Below are 23,581 nucleotides of genomic sequence, written 5' to 3'. Positions count from 1 at the left end.
TAATTAAAATAGCACTTGAATTAGTTAATCCTCAACATCTCAAAAATTGGTTTACAAATTGCTGTTACTGTACCTCATAAACTACGAATTTGCTGTAAGTTGACAACTCTCAACTGACCGATTTTATCAATCAATTTCTGTTACTAGCCATTGCCACTCAGTTACTACAGTATTGGGTATATTGAGAACTAGTGGCTTTCCAAAAGAAACTGGTACATAAAGCTTAAGCGCATCAGTTGTTGGCAATTTAGCTAAGACATCAGTTAATTCATATTCGCCTACATTCGGCGCGGGTGCAGTTAGAGCGTATGCATCTGATGCAGTCAGTAATTTTCCCTCCACTGTCTCAATAAGTAATGGTTGAGGGTGAGCAAGTTCAACTACACCAGGAAAAGCAACCAAGCGCAATCTTAAATCTTTTACTGCACTCTTGTAATTTTGTTTGAACAGTAGCACTTGCCAAGCGTATCCATTTTCATCTTTGATAGATACTTGCGAGTGATAACGCAAGACACCTGGAGAATCATGGTGTTGACGCAGCAGTGCGTGTGCTTCCTCCACACTCCATCCACATACAGTTAATGTTAGAAAGCCTATCAAAGCACAACGCCAGAAATATTGCTGAAATTTTTGTTTCTTGCGACACATATTCATGTGAGTACATTTAAAAAATTGTTATTTCACTGGATGCTAAAGTTCTTCCTTTTGAAATAGCCATCCATACTTAGAAGTGTCGCACTAAAGTCATCAGGTGAGGAAAGAGAGTAGGGGAAACAGGGAAAGAAAATCCCATACCTAAAAGGATTATCATTAACCACATTTTACAATCTCCGCTTCGTTGCTATCCCGCCTCAAAATAGAATTCCAAGGCTAATAGCTAAAGTCCTCTCAAGAGAACTAATCAAGAATTTTACTCCACTTGAGTGGACAGTACAGAATTTAAGTTCTGGGTGAGATGTGGGTCGGTGCAATATTTTAACTTAAACCCAAGAAGCAAAACAAGCGCCATAATTTAGTCTTCTGACTTGACTGCAATATCTCCCAAGTAGATGCTAAGCATCATGGCTTTCAATCTATTGGCACAGAATATTTAAAGTACTACATATTATCATGGAATTAGGTCATCAAGATAACAGGTAATTGTAGAGGTCGCTATGCTTCGTATAACTCAAATTCTTCGCAATTCTTTCATTCGCTTTGAAGGCTTTTTTTCAGTTATTTTCAACGGTTTTTCTAATTTAGCTAGAAATTTATTTGGCTTCTTTGCTGGGGTATTTGGATTCACTAAACCTGGTTATTTTTTGGAATCTGATGAGGCGCAGGGTGTAAAGCAAACTTCGGCTAAACAGTTAAGCGAAACTGTTCGGAATACTACTCCTGCAACTCCTGCAACTCCTGCAACTCCGACGACTACCCGCCGTCGTTCCAATACCAAAATTGAAGACTACTATATCAACATGGCTCGTGATGTGAAAAAGAACTAATATAGGAATCTGGTTTGATTTCTGAAAAAATACGTAGGGGAGCCAGTTGCGTGGGCGGGTCTCCCGACTTGAGCAAACTGGCGTTGTGTTAGCGACAGCGTAACGCACCAAAACATCGATAATGGTGCGTTACGAACTTCGTTCTAACACACCCTACAATACCTAATTCCGTTCAAAAATCAAATAGTAATCCTATAAAAGCCATTAAGCAAGTAGTACAACCGTTCAGTCCTAATTAGTTAAATGAAAGCTATTCTTCCGAATGTGAATTAATTCACATTTTGGAAATTAGACTTCTTGCACGAATATTTTAAAATCAGAATTTTCAGGTTCACGCAAAGAGGAATGAGAAGATTATCTGTTTGGCAGTTTATAATCTGATTCATGCAAGAGGTCTATTTTATTGTGCTAGCCATAAAGCGACATTACGCACATAAGTCTTGATATTTTCTAAGGCGCGTGGTTCTTTTTTCATCCCATCTCCCGGTAATTCATCCACAAATGTAGGACAGCCTTTTTCGATGTCCCAGTTGTAATCTACTAAGTGATGAAAACTGGAGTTAGCTATTGCTCGTCCTAGTAAATTACCATGTGTATCTGTGTAATGTTCGATCGCAACGACCAGATTGAAGTCACGACCTGTAACTAAACTGTTTCCCAATGCAATCACCCGTGCGTTGATGTTGCTTGGATGCACTCCGATACCACCCTCGTGGGGATGTGCTGGAAAATATTCGATGAACCCAGAGGGTGAATTAGGATTTTTCAATAGCTCATGAACAGGTTCGACTAGGGTAATTTTTTGATAGTCGCCGTTAGCTCCAGAATGATAGTTAGGCCAAGAAATATAAGTTGTGTATGGGTCATCTCGACACCAACGAGAATCATCAGGGTCGGAATTTTTGGTGTTGAAATAGTGAACATCGCCAATATCAACTAAACCGCACATCGAACAACCCATATCTTGATGATCCCGTGTCGTCAGAATACCACCGCCACGTTGTCGAAAAGCATTAATACCAGCAATATCTTTTTCAGTTAAACCATCGCCAACATCTAAGGCAAACAACCAAAGTTCGTCGAAATCTGATTTATCTAGTGTACTCAAAACTGGGTCATTCCCCTCTGCATCTGATTTGCGATCGCGGGCTGTAACTTCAAACAATGGTCCCGCTTCATCTTTAACAGATGCCAGATATTCCTGTAACAATGAAAAACGAAAAATACTCCAGTCATCTTCAGTTGTAGAAATCGTAGTCTGCAAAAGAATGCGAATTGGTTTAATCATAGCTTCCGCAACTTGATTTATTTGCTGTTAATGCTGCAATTACTGTACGATAAATTTCTCTTTTAAGGAAATTTTATCTGCTGTTGCACCCAAAGGCGAAAAGCCTTGAGCGTTGTAATACGCTTTAATTCCAACAACATCATTTCCACTCCCAGCATCTCAAACTTAAATTTAGCTTACTGTAATTGACTAATATGTTGCGACAATTTTTGCTACTTCACCACTGGAATATCAAATGCTGAGCCGTGCAGCAGTCGTCAAACATCGTCTTTACAAAGAGCCTTGATGGAATTATATACGTATGCGATGCGATCGCAGTTACAAAAAAACCTCTGGGGACTCCAGAGGTTATGGTTCCTGATTTAGTTTCCACTTGTGACTACAACTTGTCCTTAGCCATTTCCCGATAATCAAGGAGATTATTTTTGTCTTTCTTGGCGTTCTTCTCTTCTCTACGAGAGGTGGTTCGTTAATTCTTACAACTCATATAAGATTGCTATATTAATTTTCATACTAAAGATAGATAGTAATATATAAAATCTATCAGATATTTACATATATCTATTTTTACTACTATGGATAGATGTAAGCTTGCTAAGTATTTACAAAATATATTGTGTTTTCAAACAAGCAGCAATAAATTAAATATCAGGCTAGTATTTTGTTATTTGATCTTATAAATATTTGGAATTAGCAGTTAATGTGCTACAAGAAAATTTAATAACTAAGCAATTATTTTTGAGATAAAATTAGTTTGTATTTTTTTAATAAAGTCATTATTAAAATCTAGTAAAGATTTTTCCTTTTAGGTAAAATATATTGGTTAAATGTAGGAAAATTTTTAAATAAATAACAGTGGATTAAAATGAAGGGTGAGAGATTGTCACTTGTCCGTTGAACTTCTCTTCCAGAGAACTTCAAATTTATCACTCTGGTGCTGATGAAAATATAATTAGTGTTAGGCTACTGTCAGAAGTAGATTTACTGTACTCAATACCTATACCTGACCTTCGCTGCTTCTAGGTTCCAATTTTTGGAACAGGTTTCAACCTCTTTTTAGTAATTAAAACTTAACCTACCTAAATACTGAGAGGTTAACCTATGAACCTGTATTGTAGAGTTCAGTAAAATCCTCAACATAAGAGCTACTATCAGGCTATATATTACTTTCCTGTTATTATCAACCAGGTAGAAATAGTCTCAACTAATACTATTTCTGCACCAAACTTGGATAAAGTCTGTCAGCTTCTTGAAATTAACCAGTGAGTAGCTCACTGTTTCTAAGTGTTTTACCAGTGACTACTGATTATCAGGGAACATAACAGCTATGTTTGATGCATCTTTGGTTAGAGTTGCTTACTCCTTTTTGCGAGCTAGATACTATCGCAATTTGGGAGTGCAGTCTTTAATAAAGATTTTACTGGATGGACAAAATAAAAAATTGCATGATGTCCATTAGACTTTTGGTTTACCTCTGTGTTCTAGACTAAGCCAATTAACGTCGGATATTGAGGTAAGCTGTTACGCATTTAAATTGCACATCAACTGGTGAGGGTTGTCCTTTATCATTTATCCTTTGTTCTTGGTAAACACAAATGACTAATGACTAATGACTAATGACAGTCTACACGGAAAATAGTGCAATATGTAGGCGCATTAGCTGATCACAATCTACGCTAACGCTGGACTACTCTCCTAGACTTTGAGAACGCTAGGAGGCTAAAAAATAGTGTTAGTTGCACATCATGTAAATCTTTAATTAACGTTCCAAAACTAATTATTTCTGCAACTGTGAATCCTGATATTTATGGATTTAAAAACAGCTGCAATGGAAACATTTGCCCACATTTTGCAATTGACGGCAACTGGTAAGAATTATGACACAAGATTTCAGCCAAGATCAGGTTTTTGAAAACTACGATACGCAAGAAAGCAAGTTTTTAACGCCTTTTCAACAGAAGGCACTGCTAAAAAATTTGCAAGCTAATTTACAGCCAGAATATCGTCGGCGGATTGAAATTATGTTGCTGGCGGATATGGGTAAATCTCAAACCCAAATCTGTGAAATCATCGGTTGTTCCCAAGAGATGGCGCGATACTGGATTGGGATAGCAGAAGCAGGTCTGGCGCATAAATGGAATGAGCGGCCCATCGGTAGACCCAAAACTGTAAATAATGAATATATTGAACGGTTGAAAGAATTGGTAAGTCATAGTCCGCGTGAATATGGCTATGCATTTGGTTACTGGACAGCTCAATGGTTGAGCAAACATTTAGCAAATGAATTTGGCATTGAAATTAGCGACCGCCATGTTAATCGTCTGCTCAAACAAATGGGACTTTCTACTAAACGTAAAAACATCAGCCAACAAGAAACTGACCAGAATAAGGATGCTGGGATTACAATCGGCGACTTGCAATCTAACTCCGAACCTAGTTTGCATTGGTCATTCAATCTGATTCAGACCAATAACTAAGCTATTACGCATTTTGATTGCATATTTCCTTGTAAGAGTTGTCATTTGTCCTTTGTAAATACAAACAACAAATGACAAACGGTATTCTGAACGCAAAAGTATGCAATTGGGACGCAATTTTGCTTAATACAGTTTTGGAGGTTAGAAAATGCCATCAGCGTTTTCCCAGCAACAGTTAGCTGAACAACTCACCCAAACCTTGGGTGAGTCGCTGTCAGGCGAGGAACTTGACAGGTGTCTTAAAGCGTTGGAAATCGTCGAACCAGCAGTAGCAAAGCAGTTTTGGCAAGCAGCTACATCTGAGCCAGGAATTTATATCATTCTTACAGGTAAAGTTAGACTGCTGGATAGCTCTAATAACTTAATCACCACCCTTTTACCTGGAGCATCATTTGGCGAATTGACTCTCTTTCCAGAAGAGAAATTCAGTCCTTATGTTGCTAGAGCTTCGGCAAACTTAAAGCTTTGTTATCTCAATCAAGAGGCGCTACAAGAGGTAATTCGCACATCCCAGAGCATCCGCGATCGCCTTTTAGCACGTGCAGAACTTTGGGATTTACTGCTGTTTTGTTCCCAAAACTCCCTAATTCCCGGTAATGCATCTGTAGAAGAGATTTTCAAAGCACTATCTCTATTTGAGCGGCACACTTTAGAGAGTGGTTCTCTAAATGCCAAACTTACCAAAGATACCAAGCTTTGGCTGCTGCGCCTCGGAGAACTATTACATTCTGACGGGCGCAGACTGACACCTGGAAACATCTATGTCAACCCAAAACAGGGAAGTTTGCAGGCAACACAACCAGCGATCGCTTACAGTTTGAGAAATGCTAATTGGCAAACAGCACAGCAACACTGGCCGCAATTAGCAGAGTTGATCGACTTCCAGGAACGGCGACTGGAGACTGGTGATTGGGGACTAGGGACTGGGGAAGAAGAAAGTGCTTCCCAATACTCAACATCCAATACCCAATACCCAATTCCACAGCCAGATCCCGACGATCCAACACCAAAGCAAAAGATTCAACGAGCCTACTTTCCTAGCCCAACGGTGACAGCGCGTCATTGGTGGGGACGCCTGACCAAGCGTTATCCGTTCTTTGAACAACAAAGCTCCTCAGACTGTGGGGCCGCTTGCTTAGTGATGATTTGTCGCTATTGGGGTAAGCGCTCTAGTGTCAACCGCCTGCGGGATATTGCCAACATCAACCGTAGCGGGGCATCAATGCGCGGTTTAACAGCCGCCGCTGAAACTATCGGCTTTACCACCCGTCCTGTGAAAGCCAGCCTTGATAAATTAGCACAACAATCTCTACCAGCGATCGCTCACTGGGAAGGCAAGCACTACATAGTTGTCTATGAAATCGGTAAAAAGCATGTGATTGTCGGCGATCCCGCCATCGGTCAACGCACCCTTACCCATAGTGAATTTAAAACTGGTTGGACTGGTTATGCATTGCTATTGCAACCCACAGCCTTGCTTAAAGAAAACCAGGAAGCAATCACACCATTCTGGCAGTTTTTTGATTTAGTCAAACCTCACTCGCAAGTGCTGCTAGAAGTATTCCTTGCTTCGGTGTTGATTCAAGTGTTTGGACTGGTTACACCCTTATTTACACAGTTGTTATTAGACCGTGTGGTTGTACAAGGTAGCACCTTGACTTTAAACGCTGTGGGTTTAGGGTTGCTGATTTTTGGGTTGTTCCGCGTCGCCATCAACGGACTACGGCAATATCTGCTGGATCACACAGCCAACCGCATTAGCGTCGCGCTGTTGGTAGGTTTTATTAAACATACCTTCCGCTTACCTCTAGCCTTCTTTGAGTCGCGTTACGTTGGCGATATTGTCTCTCGCGTTCAAGAGAATCAGAAAATTCAGCGCTTTCTAACTGGAGAAGCACTGTCAATCATTTTGGATTTGCTGACAGTGTTTATTTATGTGGGGTTGATGTTTTGGTACAGTTGGCAAATGGCATTGTTCAGCTTAGCGATCGTGCCGCCTTTTGTACTCCTAGCACTGGTTGCCACACCTTTTTTACGCCGCATCAGCCGCGAAGTTTTTAGCGCTGCAGCCGCAGAGAACAGTTATCTGATTCAATCCCTCACAGGAATTCGCTCAATTCGCTCTATGGCAATTGAGCAGACAGTACGCTGGCATTGGGAAGAACTGTTGAATAATGTCATTAAAAAAACCTTTAGTGGACAGATAATTAGTAACCAACTGCAAGTTTTCAGTTCCGGGATCGAAACGCTAGTAACTACAGGATTACTTTGGTTTGGGGCATGGTTGGTAATTCAAAACCAATTGACAATTGGACAATTAGTTGCATTCAATATGTTGTTAGGCAGCGTAATTCGTCCTTTCCAACGGCTTGTAGTGTTGTGGAATCAATTGCAGGAAGTGATTATTTCCACAGAGCGGATTAATGATGTTTTAGAAGCGGAACCAGAAGAAGATTTACAACATCAACCCCGTCAGTCTTTATTGAATTTGCGGGGTCAAGTTCACTTTGATAATGTGACTTTTCGCTATCACCCAGAAAGTGATATCAACGTGCTAGAAAATCTCAGTTTTGAAATCAAAGCTGAGCAAACAGTAGCGGTTGTGGGGCGTAGTGGTTCTGGTAAAACTACCCTATCCAAATTGATTTTGGGTTTATATCCGCCGACAGACGGGAAAGTATTGATTGATGGTCAAGATGTCACTAATATTTCCTTGCGATCGCTGCGTTCTCAAATTGGTGTTGTAGATCAAGATACCTTTTTGTTTGGCGGTACAATTCGCGAAAACATCAGCATTGCTCATCCAGAATCCACTTTAGAAGAGGTTATTGAAGCCGCACGTTTAGCCGGAGCAGATGAGTTTATTAAACAAATGCCAATGGGTTACGAAACCCAAATTGGTGAAGGTGGCGGGATGTTATCTGGTGGACAACGCCAACGGCTAGCGATCGCTCGTGCTTTGCTAGGAAATCCCAGCTTCTTGGTATTAGATGAAGCAACCAGTCATCTAGACGCCGAATCTGAGCGGATAATTCAGAACAACCTCAAAAAAATTCTCCAAGGACGCACAAGCCTGATCATTGCTCATCGCCTCTCCACAGTGCGTCATGCTGACTTGATTTTGGTTTTAGATCGTGGCGTATTGGTCGAAAGCGGTACTCACGATGAATTAATCACCAAAAGAGGTCATTACTTCTATCTCAACCAGCAACAGTTAGCTCAAACAGCTTAAGACCCCTCCACTTCGTTTCGGGGAGTCAAGAGTCAACAGTCCAAAGTCCAAAGTCAAAATATTGACCCTTGAACGCCACTTGCTTCTCCTAAGGGAGACGCTGCGCGTAGCTTGCTTCCCCGTAGGGAAGCCGGGAAACCCGTCCAACGCAGTGGCTCCCCTTGACCCTTATTAAATTTGGAGTTCTAAATCACTCATGCCACATATATCTCAAAATTCATCGTACGCGCCTCCCACACCAATGCAGGATGAGTATCTCCTGTTTGAGGACGCAACAAGTACCGTTATTCATCCTCGGACACAGAAAAAAGTTGAAAGCAATGATTGGTTTTATGGCACAGAGGAACTACTAGATGCCTTGCCAAAGGCTTGGACTCGCTCGATGCTGTATTTGTTGATCAGCTTCGCTGCGATCGTTTTACCTTGGTCGATGCTTTCTAAAGTAGATGAAACAGGAAACGCCAGAGGGCGTATGGAACCCAATGGAGCAACCCAAAGATTGGATAGTCCAGTTACTAGTAGCGTCACTACTGTTAATGTCAAACCAGGTACAACCGTCAAAGCAGGGCAAGTTTTGGTTGAACTGGAATCTGATCTTCTACGTTCAGAACTGCAACAGACACAAGCCAAACTAGAAGGGTTAATCAATCGGCGATCGCAACTAGATCTTCTCAAAAACCAAATTGTCTTGACAATCAACATTCAAGAGCAACAAAACCAATCCCAACTATTGGAAAAAATCGCTCAAGTTAATCAGGCGCAGCAAAACCTGGATGCTAGTAAGAGTGCATATCTCTTACAAAGAATGGAAAAACAGGCTTTAGTGGAACAGGCTAGGCAGAATATTAATTCCACTCAGGTTGCTCAAAAGTTAGCTAACAGTCGTTTGACTAGAGATACAGCAGAAGTCAAACGCTATCGCGACCTTTTGAAGCAAGGTGCAATTGCTCAAACTAAAGTTGTGGAACTGGAAAAGACAGCAGAAGAAAGCCTTAGTTCACTGGAAGAAGCCAAAGGCAATATCAAACAAGCTCAGTTGCGCTTACAAGAGCAATTCGGCAACTATCAGGCGATTATGAGTCAAGCCCAGTCAGATATTGAGCAAGCAAAACTGCGCCTGCAAGAGCAACAAAGCAGCTATCAAAGCCTAGTTCAATCAGGTAAACTGGCGGTACTCAAAAATCAAGAGCAACTCAAAGATGTACAATCACAAATCACATCCCTACAATCGGAAATTGCTCAAACCGGAAGCCAGATTGCATCGATTAAGTTCCAATTACAGCAACGAGTAGTGCGATCGCCTATTGATGGTACGGTTTTTGAGTTACCCATCCAAAAACCTGGCTCTGTAGTCGAACCAGGACAGATGCTTGCCCAAATTGCACCTACCAATACTCCTTTGATTCTCAAAGCCCAGATGCCCAGCGAACAAAGTGGTTTCTTAAAGGTGGGAATGCCAGTCAAAATCAAGTTTGATGCTTATCCATTCCAAGATTATGGAGTGGTGGAAGGGCGCGTCAGTTGGATTTCACCTAACTCGAAAGTTCAGACTAATAGCCAAGGCAACCAAAGCAGCGTAGAGACTTATGAGTTGGATATTACTCTAGATAATCCTAATATCCAAATTGCCAATAGACGCATCCCCTTAACAGCTGGTCAAACAGCAAGTGCAGAGGTGATTATCCGCCAGCGTCGGGTTATCGACTTTATCTTAGATCCGTTTAAGAAGCTGCAAAAAGGTGGTTTAGAGCTTTAATCACTAGTTATTGGTTAATTAGCTAGTACGCTACGCTGAAAATACAGTTATTTTTGCCATGCTGTACCAGTATCTATTGTCAATGGTCAGTTTTATTCACTACTGACCATTGATAACTGATGCTCATACAAAAAATTCTATATTTATGTCAATGAGCAGAAACTCATTAATAAGTCTCTGCTCATAAAAGTTGCATTTTAATATTATACTTAACTTGAAACTATCCCTAAAAACAGCCATTTTACCTAGAATTATAGTGTTTATTATTTAGATAAAACATCCAAAAAAACCTAACCTAGCTATGTTAGATGATAAGACTTTTTTAGAACTTACGCACTGAAGCCTGAAACCTAGATCCCCCTAGCCCCCCTTAAAAAGGGGGGAATTTCTAAAGCCCCCTTTTTAAGGGGGTTGGGGGATCTGAGTGCGTAAGTCCTGTTTTTATGAATAGTAAATAAAGTCTTCTTTAGAAGGCTAAAAAATAATCTTATTAGTAAGCATTGTAATGCTTACCATACAAGTTGAAAAAATATGCAAGTTTTATTGGTTAGCGATCGCTTACTTTATACACCATGAATTTTACACTTACAGAAGTAACTTTTTGTATAATAAACTACTAAAATTTTTGATATAAAATTGATTTTTATTGATTTTAAACAATTAAAACTAACATTTACATCTATAATTTGATTGATAAATAAAAAACTTTATTTTAACAAAAAGATATTTTATAAATGTCACCAAATAAAGTATTAAAGCTACTATTAAATAACGGCGATTAAGTTGTATTTTTCAAGACAAAATATCTGCCTTAATGTCGTCTAAAAACAGCTTGTATCACTGATAAAACTGGTTGCTAAGTGGAGGAATTAGATGATGTCTAGAGTGTTAACTGTTTCTCCTGATGATATTCTTTACCATATCAAACTCTCGTTTCAAGTCCCTACTATATTGGAAGCGATCGCCACTCGAAAAGTTATTGCAGAGGAAGCTGAAAAAGCAGAAATTCAAATTGAGACACAAGAACTGCAACAAGCAGCAGATAGCCTACGTTTAGCTAACCAACTTATCAAAGCAGAAGATACCTGGGCATGGTTAGGAAAATATCATCTTTCTCTAGATGACTTTGAAGCAATAGCCCAAACAAACTTACTATCTGCCAAGTTAGCAAATCATTTATTTGCAGATAAAGTCGAACCATTCTTTTACGCACACCAACTAGATTACATCGGAGCAGTAACCTATGAAGTAATATTAGATGATGAAGACTTAGCTCTAGAACTGTTTTATGCTCTGCAAGAAGGCGAAATAAGTTTCCAAGAAATCGCCCGTCAGTATATCCAAGATCCAGAAACTCGCCGTGCTGGAGGATATAAAGGAATCCGTCTTCGCCGCGATTTTAGACCAGAGTTTGCATCTGCGATTTTTTCTGCTAGTCCTCCACAAATTCTCAAGCCAATCACTACGTTAAAAGGAGTGCATATAATTGCCGTTGAGGAAATCATTAAACCTCAATTAGATGAGCAGCGACGCCTTCAAATTATGGGAGATTTATTTACTAATTGGTTAAAGCAGCAAGTCGCTGCTGTTGAAATAGTAGCAAAGCTGACTGAAGATGTTAATTCTCAATCATCTAAAGTTATGCTGAATCAGGCTTAAAACCATAGTAGGTGGGTATTTTAATGCCCACCCTACAGTTTACCCTCTCGTATCCCGACTCTTGATCGACTCCCATGACTATACGCCTTATAGCTAAGTATGAAGGAACACCGTGTTTTTATATTTCAAACGTCTTGATCAACACTCGACGATGCCGTTTGACAACATCGTTCAATCAGAGAAGCATCCATGATTTTTTATCCCCTCAACACTTGCAATTTTACCTGTTTTAGGGAAAGAAATAGCCCTACCTTAAAAAGTGAGATATTCCCCTCTTAATCTATATGTAACTTTTGTATTTTCTATTTAATAATTCGATATTTACCCTATTAAACACAAGTTGTAAGTTTATAAAATACATCTTAAGCAGATCATTTTTGAAAATATCGATATGTGGCTACCAGAGGAATTGCAAAAAATATGAGAAACATAGTATTGAAGACAGCATTTTGCCAAAACCCTGATGATATAGACAACGAACTGTCCAGCACGAACCACACGAGTACTGATACTGTCATGGCGTACCATGCTTCACGTTGGCCGCGATGAAATGGCCCTGCAAGGATGAAGAGCAAAGTAACACTCCAACCGACCATTACAGCACCAAGTATGCCATACAAAAATTTAATATAAGAATATGCGATTTCATCAAAGGTAGTGTGTGCTTGGGAGGATGAAAACAACATCGCGTTAAAGAACAACTGCATGAAATCTGGTAAAATAACCAAGCTAATGCTAAATATAGTTACCCCACAGGTAACAATGACTAACCAATACCACCATAAACGAAACCATAAATTCATTACTTAACTCCCATGGACAGGTTTCAAATGCTGATTAAACAAATTTATAGCCTTGTAACAGCAAATTGATATTTTACAATTAATTAAACTTATAATCTTGGAATATAATCAATAATCTCTCATATTTTAGCTTAGTTCTTATCTTGATCAAAGCAGTCAAAATCTTTTAAATTAGCTCGAAAAGTTGTTAGTAAATAACATAACGTTGATTGAGGCCAATTGTTAACAATTTTACCTTTATCCGTTTTATACCAATTAGCACAATTACTACTCCAAACAGTTTTAGCAGCATCAGCCTGTAATTTTTGGTTAAATAAAGATTGTTTATTAGGCTTAACATCCAAATATTGGAGCGATTTTCTTTGAATTAGCCGAATGCAAGAAATAATGTAACGAACCTGGCATTCAACCATAAAGATAATTGAATTCGATGTATTAGTATTTGGGCCATAAAGCAAAAATAAATTAGGAAATCCTGATATCATAATACCTTTATATGCTTCAGCCCCGTCTTTCCATTTATCCTCTAATAATTCGTTATTCAAACCAATGATTTTTATAGGTGACAAAAAATTAGTAGCATGAAACCCCGTAGCAAAAATAAGAGTATCTATTGGATATTCCTGGTCATCTTGCGTCAATACACTATTAGTGGATATGGCTTTAATACGGTTAGTAATAACTTCAACATTGGGTTGCTGAAGCGTTTCATAATAATCATTTGATAGCAAAACTCGTTTACAACCAACCGGGAAATTTGGCTCTAGGACTGATTGAAGCGCTGCCTTTTTTACTTTTTGATGTCTCTGATGACTAAGGTAAGCAGTAAAAATTTTTCCCAGAATGCCGTCTTTTTGAAGAACGCCATTAACCAGTAAAAACTCTAAAGTTAGGTAAATCCATAATCGATATAAATTAACCGTGAATGGAAATGTTTTAAATATCCAATGTTGAAATTGATTGAATTTATAATCCTGCTTATTTAAAATCCAGTTAGCACTACTTTGAAAAATGAATAACTTCTTCACTTCCTTAGCAATCAGTGGAATAAACTGAATGGCGCTTGCACCAGTGCCTATTACTGCCACTGTTTTATCACTTAAATTATACTGATGATTCCACTGAGCCGAATGGAACTGAGTTCCTTTAAATGTGTTAATTCCAGGTGTATTGGGTATTTTAGGACGATTTAATTGCCCACAACCACTGATTAAAATATCAGCTTGTAACTTTTCGTTGGTACGGGTATGAATACTCCAAAGACCTTGTTCATGTTCAAAAATCGCTGTAATAATTTCAGTATTAAATTGAATATGTTGCTTAATACCGTATTTGTCGGCACAGTATTCTAAGTATTGAAGTATTTCCGGTTGTTTTGGATAGCTTAGTGTCCAGTTATATTTAGGTTCAAAAGAAAATGAATACAGGAAAGATGGAACATCACAACCAGCACCGGGATAGGTATTATCTCGCCATGTGCCACCTAAACTGTCCGCTTTCTCAAATATCTTAAATGAGCTAATACCAATTTTCTTTAGATTAATTGCCATACATAAACCAGAGATACCAGCACCAATAATAGCAATCTCTAATTTTTGCTTAGTGTTACTAAAAATTTGGTTATTCATTACTATTAAGCTTTAATATCTCCTGATAAATTATATCTAAAATAAGTTTTTGACTATTATTCAAAAACATATGTTTACCAGGAAGCATTTGCAGCTTAAAGGTATTTTGAGTGTAGCGATACCATAATGAAAGTTGCTTTTCACTAATCGAAGTATCATCTACACCACCAAAAGTATAAATTGGGCAATCGAGTGGCTCTTGCTCCTTATGGCAATAACTTTGTAGTAGTTGCAGATCTGCTTTAAAAATCTCCATAAACTCCTCAAAAAGTGATTTGTCATTATAAATGGCCTCTGGAATTTCTGAAATATCCAGAAGATAATTCAAAGTTTGATTCTGTGAGAGACTTTCAATTCTATTTAAAAAAGAAACATCAGATGGTGTTTGAGCGCCACCCAAAAACAAGTATTGTGGGTTAATATTATATTTTTGCTTTACAATATAGGCAAGCTCAAAAGCAATTAAAGCACCCATACTATGACCGTAAAAAGCAAAAGGCTTATCAAGATAAGGATGAATAAAGTCTCCTAAAAATTGAATCAAAGTCACAAATTCTGTAAAAGGTTTTTCCTTTAAGCGCTGTTGCCTACCTGGAAGTTGAATTGGTAAAACTTCTATATGTGGTGGCAATTCATCAGACCAGTTTTTGAATATTGAAGCACTTGACCCCCAGGGATGAAAGCAAAATAGACGTAGGTAACTATTGGGCTTAGGTTTATGGTATGCAATCCAACTTGCTTTTTGATCCGCTAACTCTGTAATTTCATCTTGGGAAGATACCCTATTTGAGACAGAACTATCTTGAATTAGTTGTTCAGTAAGCTGTTCTGCTAGTTCGATAATACTGGGCCCTTGGATAATTTCGCTAGCAGGTATAGTTACTTTTAATTGAGCTTCCAATTGAATTTTTAGTTCAATGACACTTAAAGAATCAAAACCTAATTCTAGGATAGATTGTTGTGTGTCGATAGGGTGAGACGCATTAATTTGTAATATTTTGCGTATCTGCTTTTCCAGGTATTCTATTAAAATTTGTTTATATTTTATCGTAGGAACTGCTTGTAGTTCCTGGAGCAATTCAAGTTTTTTTACAGATTTTTGTTGCAGCAAAGGAATTTCTCCAATGCTAACTTTTGTTAGTTGTTGTTGATGTTGTTGATGCTGTTGAACCATCAACTTTAGTAGTTTAGGCAGCAGAGCAACTTCACTTTGGGAGAGATTTCCTACTGTTTGGAGTTGTTGAGTTAATGCTTTTATCTCTCCTTGCTTAATGAGATTAACGATAAGAGAACTATCATTCTCTGATGTAATAGACTTATCTTGATAACGTCCATTACTCATTTCAATCCAATAGCGCTGGCGTTGGAAAGGATAAGTAGGCAAAACGACCTTGTGGCGCTGATAATCGCGCTCAAATCCTGACCAGTCAACAGCCACACCCTGCACATATAACTGTGCCAAACTCGAAAGCATCTGTTGCCACTCAGAAACACCAGTACGCATGGAAGCTAACCACACACCCACCTGTTGCGGCAAACACTGCCGTCCCATACCCAACAAATGCGGTTGTGGCCCAACTTCTAAAAACACCTCATAACCTTGAGCCGATAAAGTCTGCATACTCTGAGCGAACATTACTGGCTGGCGTACATGGTCTAGCCAATATTGCGCCGTTGTGATTTGAGAGGGTGCAATCTCTCCAGTCAGGTTGGATATTAGCGGAATTTGCGGCTGATGATAGGTGATTTGATTAGCAATAACTTCAAATTCTGCTAACATCGGTGTCATCAATGGGGAATGAAACGCATGGGATACTTGCAAGCGTTTTGTTTTGATGCCTTGAGATGACAACTGTTGACAAATCGCTGCGATTGCGGTCTTTTCCCCGGAAATGACTACGTTTTGTGGTGCGTTTATCGCTGCCAGGGAAACCGTCTGTGCATACTCACTCAGCAGTGATTCTACTTGCTGTGCTGATGCCATCACTGCTACCATTTCGCCTTCGCCACTCAACTGTTGCATCAATGAGCCTCTAGCTACAATCAGTTTCAGACCATCTTCTAAACTGATGATTCCAGCTATGGTTGCGGCTACGTATTCACCTACGCTGTGACCGACTACGACATCTGGTTTGATTCCCCATGATTGCCACAATTGCGCTAGGGCATACTCTACCGCAAACAGTGCTATTTGAGTGTAGGCTGTTTGATTCAGCCGCGATAAACTTTCTGCCTCAGTTGTGGATGGATAGAGTATTTCTAGTAGAGGATATTCTAGTTGACTACCCAGGATTTGCTCACATTGGTCTACCGCAGCACGAAATACTGCTTGGGTTTGATACAGTTGTCTTCCCATGTTCACATATTGCGAACCTTGACCTGTAAACAAAAATGCTATTTTTCTGCAACTGGTACTGCTGGAGATTTTTCCTGATGTTATCCCTGTTAGTTGTTCTTTGCTTTGGTATTGATGTAGTTTTTCTGCTAATTCTTGTTTATTCGCGGCGATGAATGCCAATCGATGATTGAAGTGAGCACGTCCTGTGTTCGCTGTGTAACAGATATCTGTTAGTTCTGTTTGTGTGTCGCTTAGAAGATATTTGTGGTAGTTTGTGACTAACTCTTGCAGTGCTGTTTCTGTTTTGGCTGATAGAGTTAGTATCTGTAATGACCGTTCATATAAGTTTTTACTCTTAACTTGTTTTGGTGCTTCTTGGAGTACCAGATGTGCATTAGTTCCCCCTACACCAAAAGAACTAACTCCTGCTCGACGGGGAGTACCGTTGGTTTTCCATTCAGTAAGAGTTGTGTTGACGTAAAAAGGACTATTGGCAAAATCAATTTTATGATTGGGTTTTTGAAAATTTAAACTAGGAGGTAATAACTTGTGCTGGAGAGCCAACACAGCTTTAATCAGTCCTGCTACTCCTGCTGCTGTAACCAAATGCCCTATATTAGTTTTTACTGAACCGATCGCACAATAGCCTTGCTTGTGTGTACTCTGTTGAAAAGCCTTGGTCAAACCTGCAATTTCAATAGGATCTCCTAGTTGTGTCCCCGTACCATGAGCCTCTACATATGTAATTGTCTCTGGGTCTACTCCAGCGACAGCGTGAGCTTGTGCAATCACTGCTGCTTGACCTTCTACACTAGGAGCAGTGTAGCCCACTTTTAAAGAACCATCGTTGTTAATAGCTGAACCCTTAATCACTGCATAGATATAATCACCATCAGCAATTGCATCCTTGAGTCCCTTCAGGAGTACAATCCCAATGCCGTTACTTGGCACTGTTCCGTTAGCTTTGGCATCAAAAGCTCTACAGTGCCCATCTGGTGAAGCAACCAACCCATCTTGATACAAATACCCAGGTTCTTGAGAAACAAAAATAGAAACTCCACCTGCTAGCGCCATGTCACACTCTCCATTAAGCAGACTTTGGCAGGCAATGTGAACTGCTACCAATGAGGTTGAACAAGCAGTTTGAACGCTAACAGCAGGCCCAGTTAAATTTAGATGGTAAGCAACACGCGTTGCTAAATAATCTTTGTCACCTCCCTTAAGATATACCTGTAAACCAAGGTCAGATTCGGAATCCAGGTTGTTGATTAAATAACTATTAATACTGCAACCTGCGTAAACCCCGATTGAACCTTCATAGACATTTGGATTGTAACCACCCCTTTCTATTACTTCCCAAGCGCATTCTAAAAACAACCGTTGTTGCGGATCTATTTCTATAGCATCTTTAGGACTACAACCAAAGAAACTAGCATCGAACATATCAATATCTGATGGAGTTCCACTAGCTCTTACGTAATTAGGGTTATTCAATCGTTCAGGCTTGACACCAGCAGCTAATAATTCTTCCTCTGAAAAAAAGCGAATCGACTCTACACCATCTCGAATATTCTGCCAAAATTGCTCAATATTATTTGAGCCTGGAAAACGTCCAGACATAGCAATTATTGCGATATCTTGATTTTCATCAAAAAATTCTTCTTCTAGTTGATACATAAACTTTTCTCCTTAAAAATATCTATTAAAATGTATATTTTTTATATTTACTCAAGCGATTGTTCGTAGGTTGTAGAGTGTGTTACCCATGTACCTATTATCCGTATGCGATGCGTTAGGCTTAGCGCCATAACGCACCCTACTCGATAATTTATTTTTTGGAAATTCCTAAAGTGAATTGGTATTACACCTTAAATTGGTGTACTCCTCTTTCAACTTATTTCTGATTACGGAGTGTTTTCCGAATATTTCCCTTTTCTTTGACAGAAGTACGTTTTTGCAACCGATTACTAGCAATGCTTTTGCCGATTTCAGCGGAATTATCTTCATTGCCAGCAATATATTGACTCAAGGAGTATACAGTCGGGTAGGTAAAAAGGTCAACTACTTTTAGTTCAATGTCAAATATTTCTTGCAATTTATTATGCACTCGGATTAAGAGTAATGAGTTACCTCCGATCTCATAGAAATTGTCGTGAATTCCGACTGTTTCTATGCGAAGTACTTCTCGCAAAACAGCAGCCATTTTTTGTTCAGTTTCAGTTTGAGGTGCTACATATTCAAGGTTAGAGCGAGTGCTTTCTTCTGGCTTGGGCAATCGTTGACGGTCTACTTTACCATTAGCAGTTAGTGGCCAGACCTCAATAACAACGTAATCAGCAGGAACCATATACTCAGGAAGTTTTTCTTTCAGATGTTGACGCAAATGCTTAGTAATAGAATTTGATTCCTGAGAAAGCTGAGTAACCCCATTTTGTTGGTCGGCTTCAGCAAGTAAGGAAGAATTTAGTAAGATATAGGCTACTAAACGTTTATTTTGTTGTGAGTCTCCCATTGCACTGACTACTGCTTCTTTGATGCCTGGAATTTGTTGTAATGCTGCTTCAATTTCTCCTAATTCCACACGGTAGCCATTGATTTTTACCTGAAAGTCTTCTCGACCCAGAAACTCAATGTTGCCATCAGGTAAATATCGTCCTAAATCCCCAGTTTTGTACAAGCGCTCTTGAGTCACTGGATGGGTAATAAAACTTGCTTGTGTTTTTTGCTCATTTTTCCAGTAACCCAGAGCCAATCCCACACCGCCAATATAAAGTTGCCCTGGTACCCAAATTGGTCTGACATCCATTAACTCATTCAACACATAAAAACATTGATTAATTAAAGGTTTACCGTAGGGAATACTTTTCCAATCAGAATTAACCTGGTCAATGTTATGGCTGATAGACCAGATTGATGCTTCTGTGGCTCCTCCTAAACTGATTACTTGAGCATCAAACCACAGAGACCGGATTTTTTCAGGTAAGTTAATTGGCAACCAATCTCCACTTAGCAAAGCCAGTCGCAAATCATTAGTTGGTTCTTGTGATTTTCCTGAAAGATATTCCACCAACATTTGCATTAAAGCTGGCACAGAATTCCAAATGGTAACTTGGTGAATTGTGATTAATTCTATCCAGTGACTCGGATCTTTGGTTCCTGTTGGTGCTGGCATGACTATAGTTCCCCCAGCTGCTAATATGCCGAAGATATCGTATACTGACAGGTCAAAATTCAAAGCTGATAGAGCCAGGATTCGGTCAGATGGTTTTACTTTAAAGCGTTGGTTGATGTCGAGGATTGTATTGACTGCTCCTCGATGGTCAATCATCACTCCTTTAGGTAAACCCGTAGAGCCAGAAGTGTAAATCACATAAGCTAAATCTTCTGGAGTTTGTACTGGTTCTAAAATAGGTAGATTTAATGCTGCTATCTCTTGAGTATCTACAGACCAACAAGCAATTCCTTCTGGCCAGCACAGAGATTCTTGTAAATGACTTTGGGTTAAAACTTGTTTGACTTCTGCTTGTGCAAGTAGATACCACTGGCGTTCTTGGGGTAGTTCTGGGTCAATAGGTAAGTAAGCACCACCAGACATTAAGATTCCGAGGACTGCTACTACTTGTTCCCACCCTTTTTTCATAACTACAGCTACTAGAGTGTTGGGTTTAACTCCCGATCGCCGTAATTCATACCCTAAGTGATGCGATCGCCTGTATAGTTCCTGGTAGCTTAAGACTTTGTTTGTCGTAATAATAGCAGGTGATTCACTTTGAGCTTGTACCTGCTTGATAAACAAACTATGCAATGTGTCCTCAGACAATGAAGAAGTTGTCTGATTTATTTGTGTTTGTAAGGTTAGTTGCTCTGGTGATAACAGTTGGTGATGAGTCTTACTCCAAGGTTCGTCAGATGTTGCTAGTCGTCTGAGCCAATTACAGTAAGCTGCAAACATTTGATCGAGAAGATCTTCAGGAAACAAATCTGCAACTGCATCCCAATTCAGCACTAATGCTCCTTTCTCCTCTAATACTTGATGGTCAAGCCAAACTTGAGGAGTTTGAGCAACACTATAAACCATCTCTCCTAATTGCTTGAGGCCAAATCCTTCTCCTAAATCTTCACTAGCCAAAGAACCTAACCCTAAAGTGCTGGTAAATACTACTCCCATTGGTTGGCTACGGCCGCGACGACGGAGTTCTCGCTGAACTTCTACTGCGCTGACATAGTTATGCTCTAAATCTTGCCAAAGTTGCTTTTGCAGGTTTTGAGCGCGATTCATAAATGACGTTGCGACCGAGTTATCCACCTCTAGCAAAATTAAAGAGGTAAAATCTCCCACTAGCTGGTTAACTTGAGGATGTATGGGAAGGCGGTTAAATAGGGTGAGATTGATGGTAAATTTAGGAGATTTACTCCAAAGATTTAAGATGTCAGCAAAAGCAGTTAACAACAACCCAGAAGGAGTTAAATTCGCCTTACGAGCTTTTTGCTGTAATTGCTGCCAATGAATTGGAGACAATTTAGCACTGCGACGCTGGAACCGAGGTTGGGTAATTGCAGAAATCGGTTGACTGAGAGGAATTTCTGGGGCAGGTGGTAAGCTATCAAGACGGTCGAACCAATATTTCTGACAACGGTGATATTGTGGGCTATCTTTGAGGGCTAATTCCCCTAGTACATAGTCTCGGAATGATAATTCTAAGGCTGGAAGTGAACTTTCAGGAGCTTCATACAACTGCATCCATTGAGTGAATATCAGATAGATACTCCAGGCATCAGCTATTAATAAATCAAGGCTGATATGTAACCGGATTTGTTGATTTAAACAAGTAGCTTGGATGTTAAACAAAGGCCACTGGTTCGCTGGTAAAATCTCGTGAGACATTTGCTCACGAATTACTGCGAGTTCGGAAGTAATCGTTTGAAGAGGCTCTTGAGCCAAATCCAAAACTTTAATTTCGTAGGTAGGTACTTGCTGAAGAACTTGTTGTTGAGCGTCCGCAACTACTACCATCCGCAGCATATCGTGGTGTGCAATTAATTTCTGCCAAGCTTGGTTGAGGCGCTCTAGATTTAAGTTTTCACAGTCTACTTCTATGTAAAGATGGGTGGCAATATTACCCAAGTCGAAGATTTGTTGACGCCCTAACCAATAGGCTTGCTGAATTTCATTGAGAGGAAAAGGTTGATAACGTTGGTCAGGGTTAGTGACAATAGTTGGTAGAGATGTTTCTGATGGAGTTTGATTGCTTTGACTAAGTTGTTGGCTAATGTCTGCGGAAAGACTAACAATGCTGTCGCCTTCGATAAATTTCGTAATCGGAACGTCTACCTCTAATTTGGTTTTAATGCGGTTGCGTAATTCCACAGCCATTAAAGAGTCGATTCCCATTAAGTTGAGAGGTTGTTTAGCATCGATGTCAGCAGTTTTCATGCCTAAGACTTGAGCAATTTCGTTTTGGAGGTGAGTTCTGAGGATGTTTTCTCGTTCATTACCTTTAATGCGCTTGAGTTTTTCTAAAAGTTGGTCGTTTTGAGTAACCATTGTCGAAGTTACATTTTCCCAGTCTGCTAAGAATGGCCATTTTGCAACTTTGTCTTGCCATGCTGACCAATCAATAGGTACTACCCCAACTTCTACAGCAGTATTACTCATGATGAGTTCCAAAGCTTTGATTACCTGGTCGGGAGCGATGGCACCCATGCCACTCTGTTGCGCTCTAATATCTGCACCTCGCTCGGCTGCTTCTCCAATTTGAGCAACCGCACCCCAATGAATACTCAAACCAGATAGTCCCATTGCTCTGCGATAATGGGCTAAAGCATCGAGAAAAGCATTAGCTGCCGAATGGTTTCCTTGACCAGGGGAACCCAACAAAGATGCTGCCGAAGAAAACAGTACAAAAAAGTCTAATGGCTGGTTTTGGGTCAATTGATGTAAATGCCAAGCTCCCTGGACTTTTGGAGCCATCACTTGCTCAAAACTAGACCAACTCTGGTTTTGCAGCACCCCATCTGATAATACGCCAACTGAGTGAATTATCCCTGCTAGTGGGGGAGTTGACTGGTTGATGTTATCTAACACCCTAGCCATTGCTGCATATTCCGATACATCGGCTGTTTCTACTATGACTTGGGTTCCGGCTGCTTTTAACTCAGCTAATTTACTTGCAGCAGCATCATCAGGCGGACGGCGGCTGACTAAAACTAAATGCTTAGCTCCCTGTTCTACCATCCAGCGTGCCACCAATAGTCCCAAACCTCCTAGTCCGCCTGTAATTAAGTAAGTCCCATCTTCTCGGAACTTCAAAGGCGTTGACGTTACGGTATGAGTTGTTTGTGCTGTTTGAGTGACTACAATTTTGCCAATGTGTTTGGCTTGTTGCATGTAACGGAAGGCATTGATGACATCTGCGATCGCAAAAATCTTTAATGACGTTGGTTGTAGTAAATTTTGAGAGAACTTACCGAGCAACTCTTGCAACATTGACTGAATTAACTCTGGTTGCTGTTGAGATTCTCTTACTAAATCAACCACCCAGTAAGACACATCCGGTCTCACTTGTGCTACTTGGCTGGAGTCCCAAACTCCTCGCTTGCCAATTTCCACAAACCGACCTTGGGAGCTAACTACTGATAGACTCTTGGTGATAAAGTTCCCTGATGTCAAAGAGTTGAATACAACATTCACACCTTCACCATGAGTAATTGCCATCACTTGCTCAGCAAAATCCACGTTCCGGGAATTCATAATGTGTTTGACACCCATTTTTCGTAGGGCTTCCCATTTGGGTGGACTAGCGGTAGCAAACACTTCGGCCCCAGCAAGCTTGGCTATTTGAACTGCTGCCATTCCTGTTCCGCCAGCGGCCGCATGGATTAAAATGCGATCGCTAGCAGAAATCTGCGCTACATG

General features: G+C 39.9%; 12 protein-coding genes. 6 read left to right on the top strand and 6 right to left on the bottom strand.

Features of this window, described 5'->3' with window-relative positions:
- Positions 1–126: 126 nt before the first annotated feature.
- A complete protein-coding gene (locus HCR01_RS31185; protein ID WP_226889772.1) occupies positions 127–654 on the bottom strand; it encodes a DUF3122 domain-containing protein in 528 nt (175 codons plus the stop codon).
- A 500-nt stretch (positions 655–1,154) separates the two neighbouring features.
- Here HCR01_RS31185 and HCR01_RS31180 point away from each other — a divergent pair, with 500 nt between their 5' ends.
- On the top strand, positions 1,155–1,484 hold the full coding sequence (locus HCR01_RS31180) for a threonine dehydratase (RefSeq protein ID WP_193199875.1): 330 nt from the start codon (positions 1,155–1,157) through the stop codon (positions 1,482–1,484).
- Positions 1,485–1,884: 400 nt separating this feature from the next.
- On the opposite strand, the gene HCR01_RS31175 is transcribed toward HCR01_RS31180, so the two are convergent.
- Positions 1,885–2,772 (bottom strand): hypothetical protein, encoded by an 888-nt coding sequence (locus HCR01_RS31175; RefSeq protein ID WP_193199874.1) that lies wholly within the window; start codon positions 2,770–2,772, stop codon positions 1,885–1,887.
- A 245-nt stretch (positions 2,773–3,017) separates the two neighbouring features.
- On the opposite strand from HCR01_RS31175, the gene HCR01_RS31170 reads away from it, so the two are divergent.
- From HCR01_RS31170 to HCR01_RS31150, 5 genes are all read left to right on the top strand, one after another.
- Positions 3,018–3,182, top strand: a complete 165-nt coding sequence (locus HCR01_RS31170; RefSeq protein WP_193199873.1) for a hypothetical protein — start codon at positions 3,018–3,020, stop codon at positions 3,180–3,182.
- 1,467 nt (positions 3,183–4,649) lie between these two features.
- The gene (locus HCR01_RS31165; protein WP_193199872.1) at positions 4,650–5,249 is read left to right on the top strand and encodes a helix-turn-helix domain-containing protein; all 600 of its coding nucleotides are present in this window, start codon (positions 4,650–4,652) and stop codon (positions 5,247–5,249) included.
- A 148-nt stretch (positions 5,250–5,397) separates the two neighbouring features.
- A complete protein-coding gene (locus tag HCR01_RS31160) occupies positions 5,398–8,481 on the top strand; it encodes a peptidase domain-containing ABC transporter (protein WP_193199871.1) in 3,084 nt (1,027 codons plus the stop codon).
- A gap of 196 nt (positions 8,482–8,677) precedes the next feature.
- A complete protein-coding gene (locus tag HCR01_RS31155; RefSeq protein WP_193199870.1) occupies positions 8,678–10,237 on the top strand; it encodes an HlyD family efflux transporter periplasmic adaptor subunit in 1,560 nt (519 codons plus the stop codon).
- An 876-nt stretch (positions 10,238–11,113) separates the two neighbouring features.
- Positions 11,114–11,896, top strand: a complete 783-nt coding sequence (locus HCR01_RS31150; RefSeq protein ID WP_193199876.1) for a peptidylprolyl isomerase — start codon at positions 11,114–11,116, stop codon at positions 11,894–11,896.
- A 371-nt stretch (positions 11,897–12,267) separates the two neighbouring features.
- On the opposite strand, the gene HCR01_RS31145 is transcribed toward HCR01_RS31150, so the two are convergent.
- The 4 genes from HCR01_RS31145 to HCR01_RS40935 form a co-directional block, all read right to left on the bottom strand.
- Positions 12,268–12,699 (bottom strand): hypothetical protein, encoded by a 432-nt coding sequence (locus HCR01_RS31145; protein ID WP_193199869.1) that lies wholly within the window; start codon positions 12,697–12,699, stop codon positions 12,268–12,270.
- 131 nt (positions 12,700–12,830) lie between these two features.
- The gene (locus HCR01_RS31140; protein ID WP_193199868.1) at positions 12,831–14,327 is read right to left on the bottom strand and encodes a flavin-containing monooxygenase; all 1,497 of its coding nucleotides are present in this window, start codon (positions 14,325–14,327) and stop codon (positions 12,831–12,833) included.
- Entirely contained in the window at positions 14,320–18,342 is a 4,023-nt protein-coding gene (locus HCR01_RS31135; protein WP_193199867.1) for a type I polyketide synthase, read from the bottom strand. Before HCR01_RS31135 ends, HCR01_RS31140 begins: the two co-directional genes overlap by 8 nt.
- Before the next feature lie 217 nt (positions 18,343–18,559).
- Positions 18,560–23,518 carry an amino acid adenylation domain-containing protein gene (locus tag HCR01_RS40935; RefSeq protein ID WP_413773987.1) on the bottom strand — a complete coding sequence of 1,653 codons (4,959 nt, stop codon included), beginning with the start codon at positions 23,516–23,518 and terminating at the stop codon, positions 18,560–18,562.
- Positions 23,519–23,581: the final 63 nt, after the last annotated feature.

Source organism: Nostoc sp. MG11 (assembly GCF_014904695.1).
Taxonomy (GTDB): Bacteria; Cyanobacteriota; Cyanobacteriia; order Cyanobacteriales; family Nostocaceae; genus Komarekiella.
The sequence above is the reverse complement of the archived record's forward strand: the minus strand, read 5'-3'. Positions and strand labels throughout refer to the sequence as shown.

What these genes read in the sequence shown, in the direction of transcription:
- HCR01_RS31185 (WP_226889772.1), bottom strand. Translation starts at nt 654, where the DNA reads ATGAATATGTGTCGCAAGAAACAAAAATTTCAGCAATATTTCTGGCGT.
- HCR01_RS31180 (WP_193199875.1), top strand. Translation starts at nt 1,155, where the DNA reads ATGCTTCGTATAACTCAAATTCTTCGCAATTCTTTCATTCGCTTTGAA.
- HCR01_RS31175 (WP_193199874.1), bottom strand. Translation starts at nt 2,772, where the DNA reads ATGATTAAACCAATTCGCATTCTTTTGCAGACTACGATTTCTACAACT.
- HCR01_RS31165 (WP_193199872.1), top strand. Translation starts at nt 4,650, where the DNA reads ATGACACAAGATTTCAGCCAAGATCAGGTTTTTGAAAACTACGATACG.
- HCR01_RS31160 (WP_193199871.1), top strand. Translation starts at nt 5,398, where the DNA reads ATGCCATCAGCGTTTTCCCAGCAACAGTTAGCTGAACAACTCACCCAA.
- HCR01_RS31155 (WP_193199870.1), top strand. Translation starts at nt 8,678, where the DNA reads ATGCCACATATATCTCAAAATTCATCGTACGCGCCTCCCACACCAATG.
- HCR01_RS31150 (WP_193199876.1), top strand. Translation starts at nt 11,114, where the DNA reads ATGTCTAGAGTGTTAACTGTTTCTCCTGATGATATTCTTTACCATATC.
- HCR01_RS31145 (WP_193199869.1), bottom strand. Translation starts at nt 12,699, where the DNA reads ATGAATTTATGGTTTCGTTTATGGTGGTATTGGTTAGTCATTGTTACC.
- HCR01_RS31140 (WP_193199868.1), bottom strand. Translation starts at nt 14,327, where the DNA reads ATGAATAACCAAATTTTTAGTAACACTAAGCAAAAATTAGAGATTGCT.
- HCR01_RS31135 (WP_193199867.1), bottom strand. Translation starts at nt 18,342, where the DNA reads ATGTATCAACTAGAAGAAGAATTTTTTGATGAAAATCAAGATATCGCA.
- HCR01_RS40935 (WP_413773987.1), bottom strand. Translation starts at nt 23,518, where the DNA reads ATGGCAGCAGTTCAAATAGCCAAGCTTGCTGGGGCCGAAGTGTTTGCT.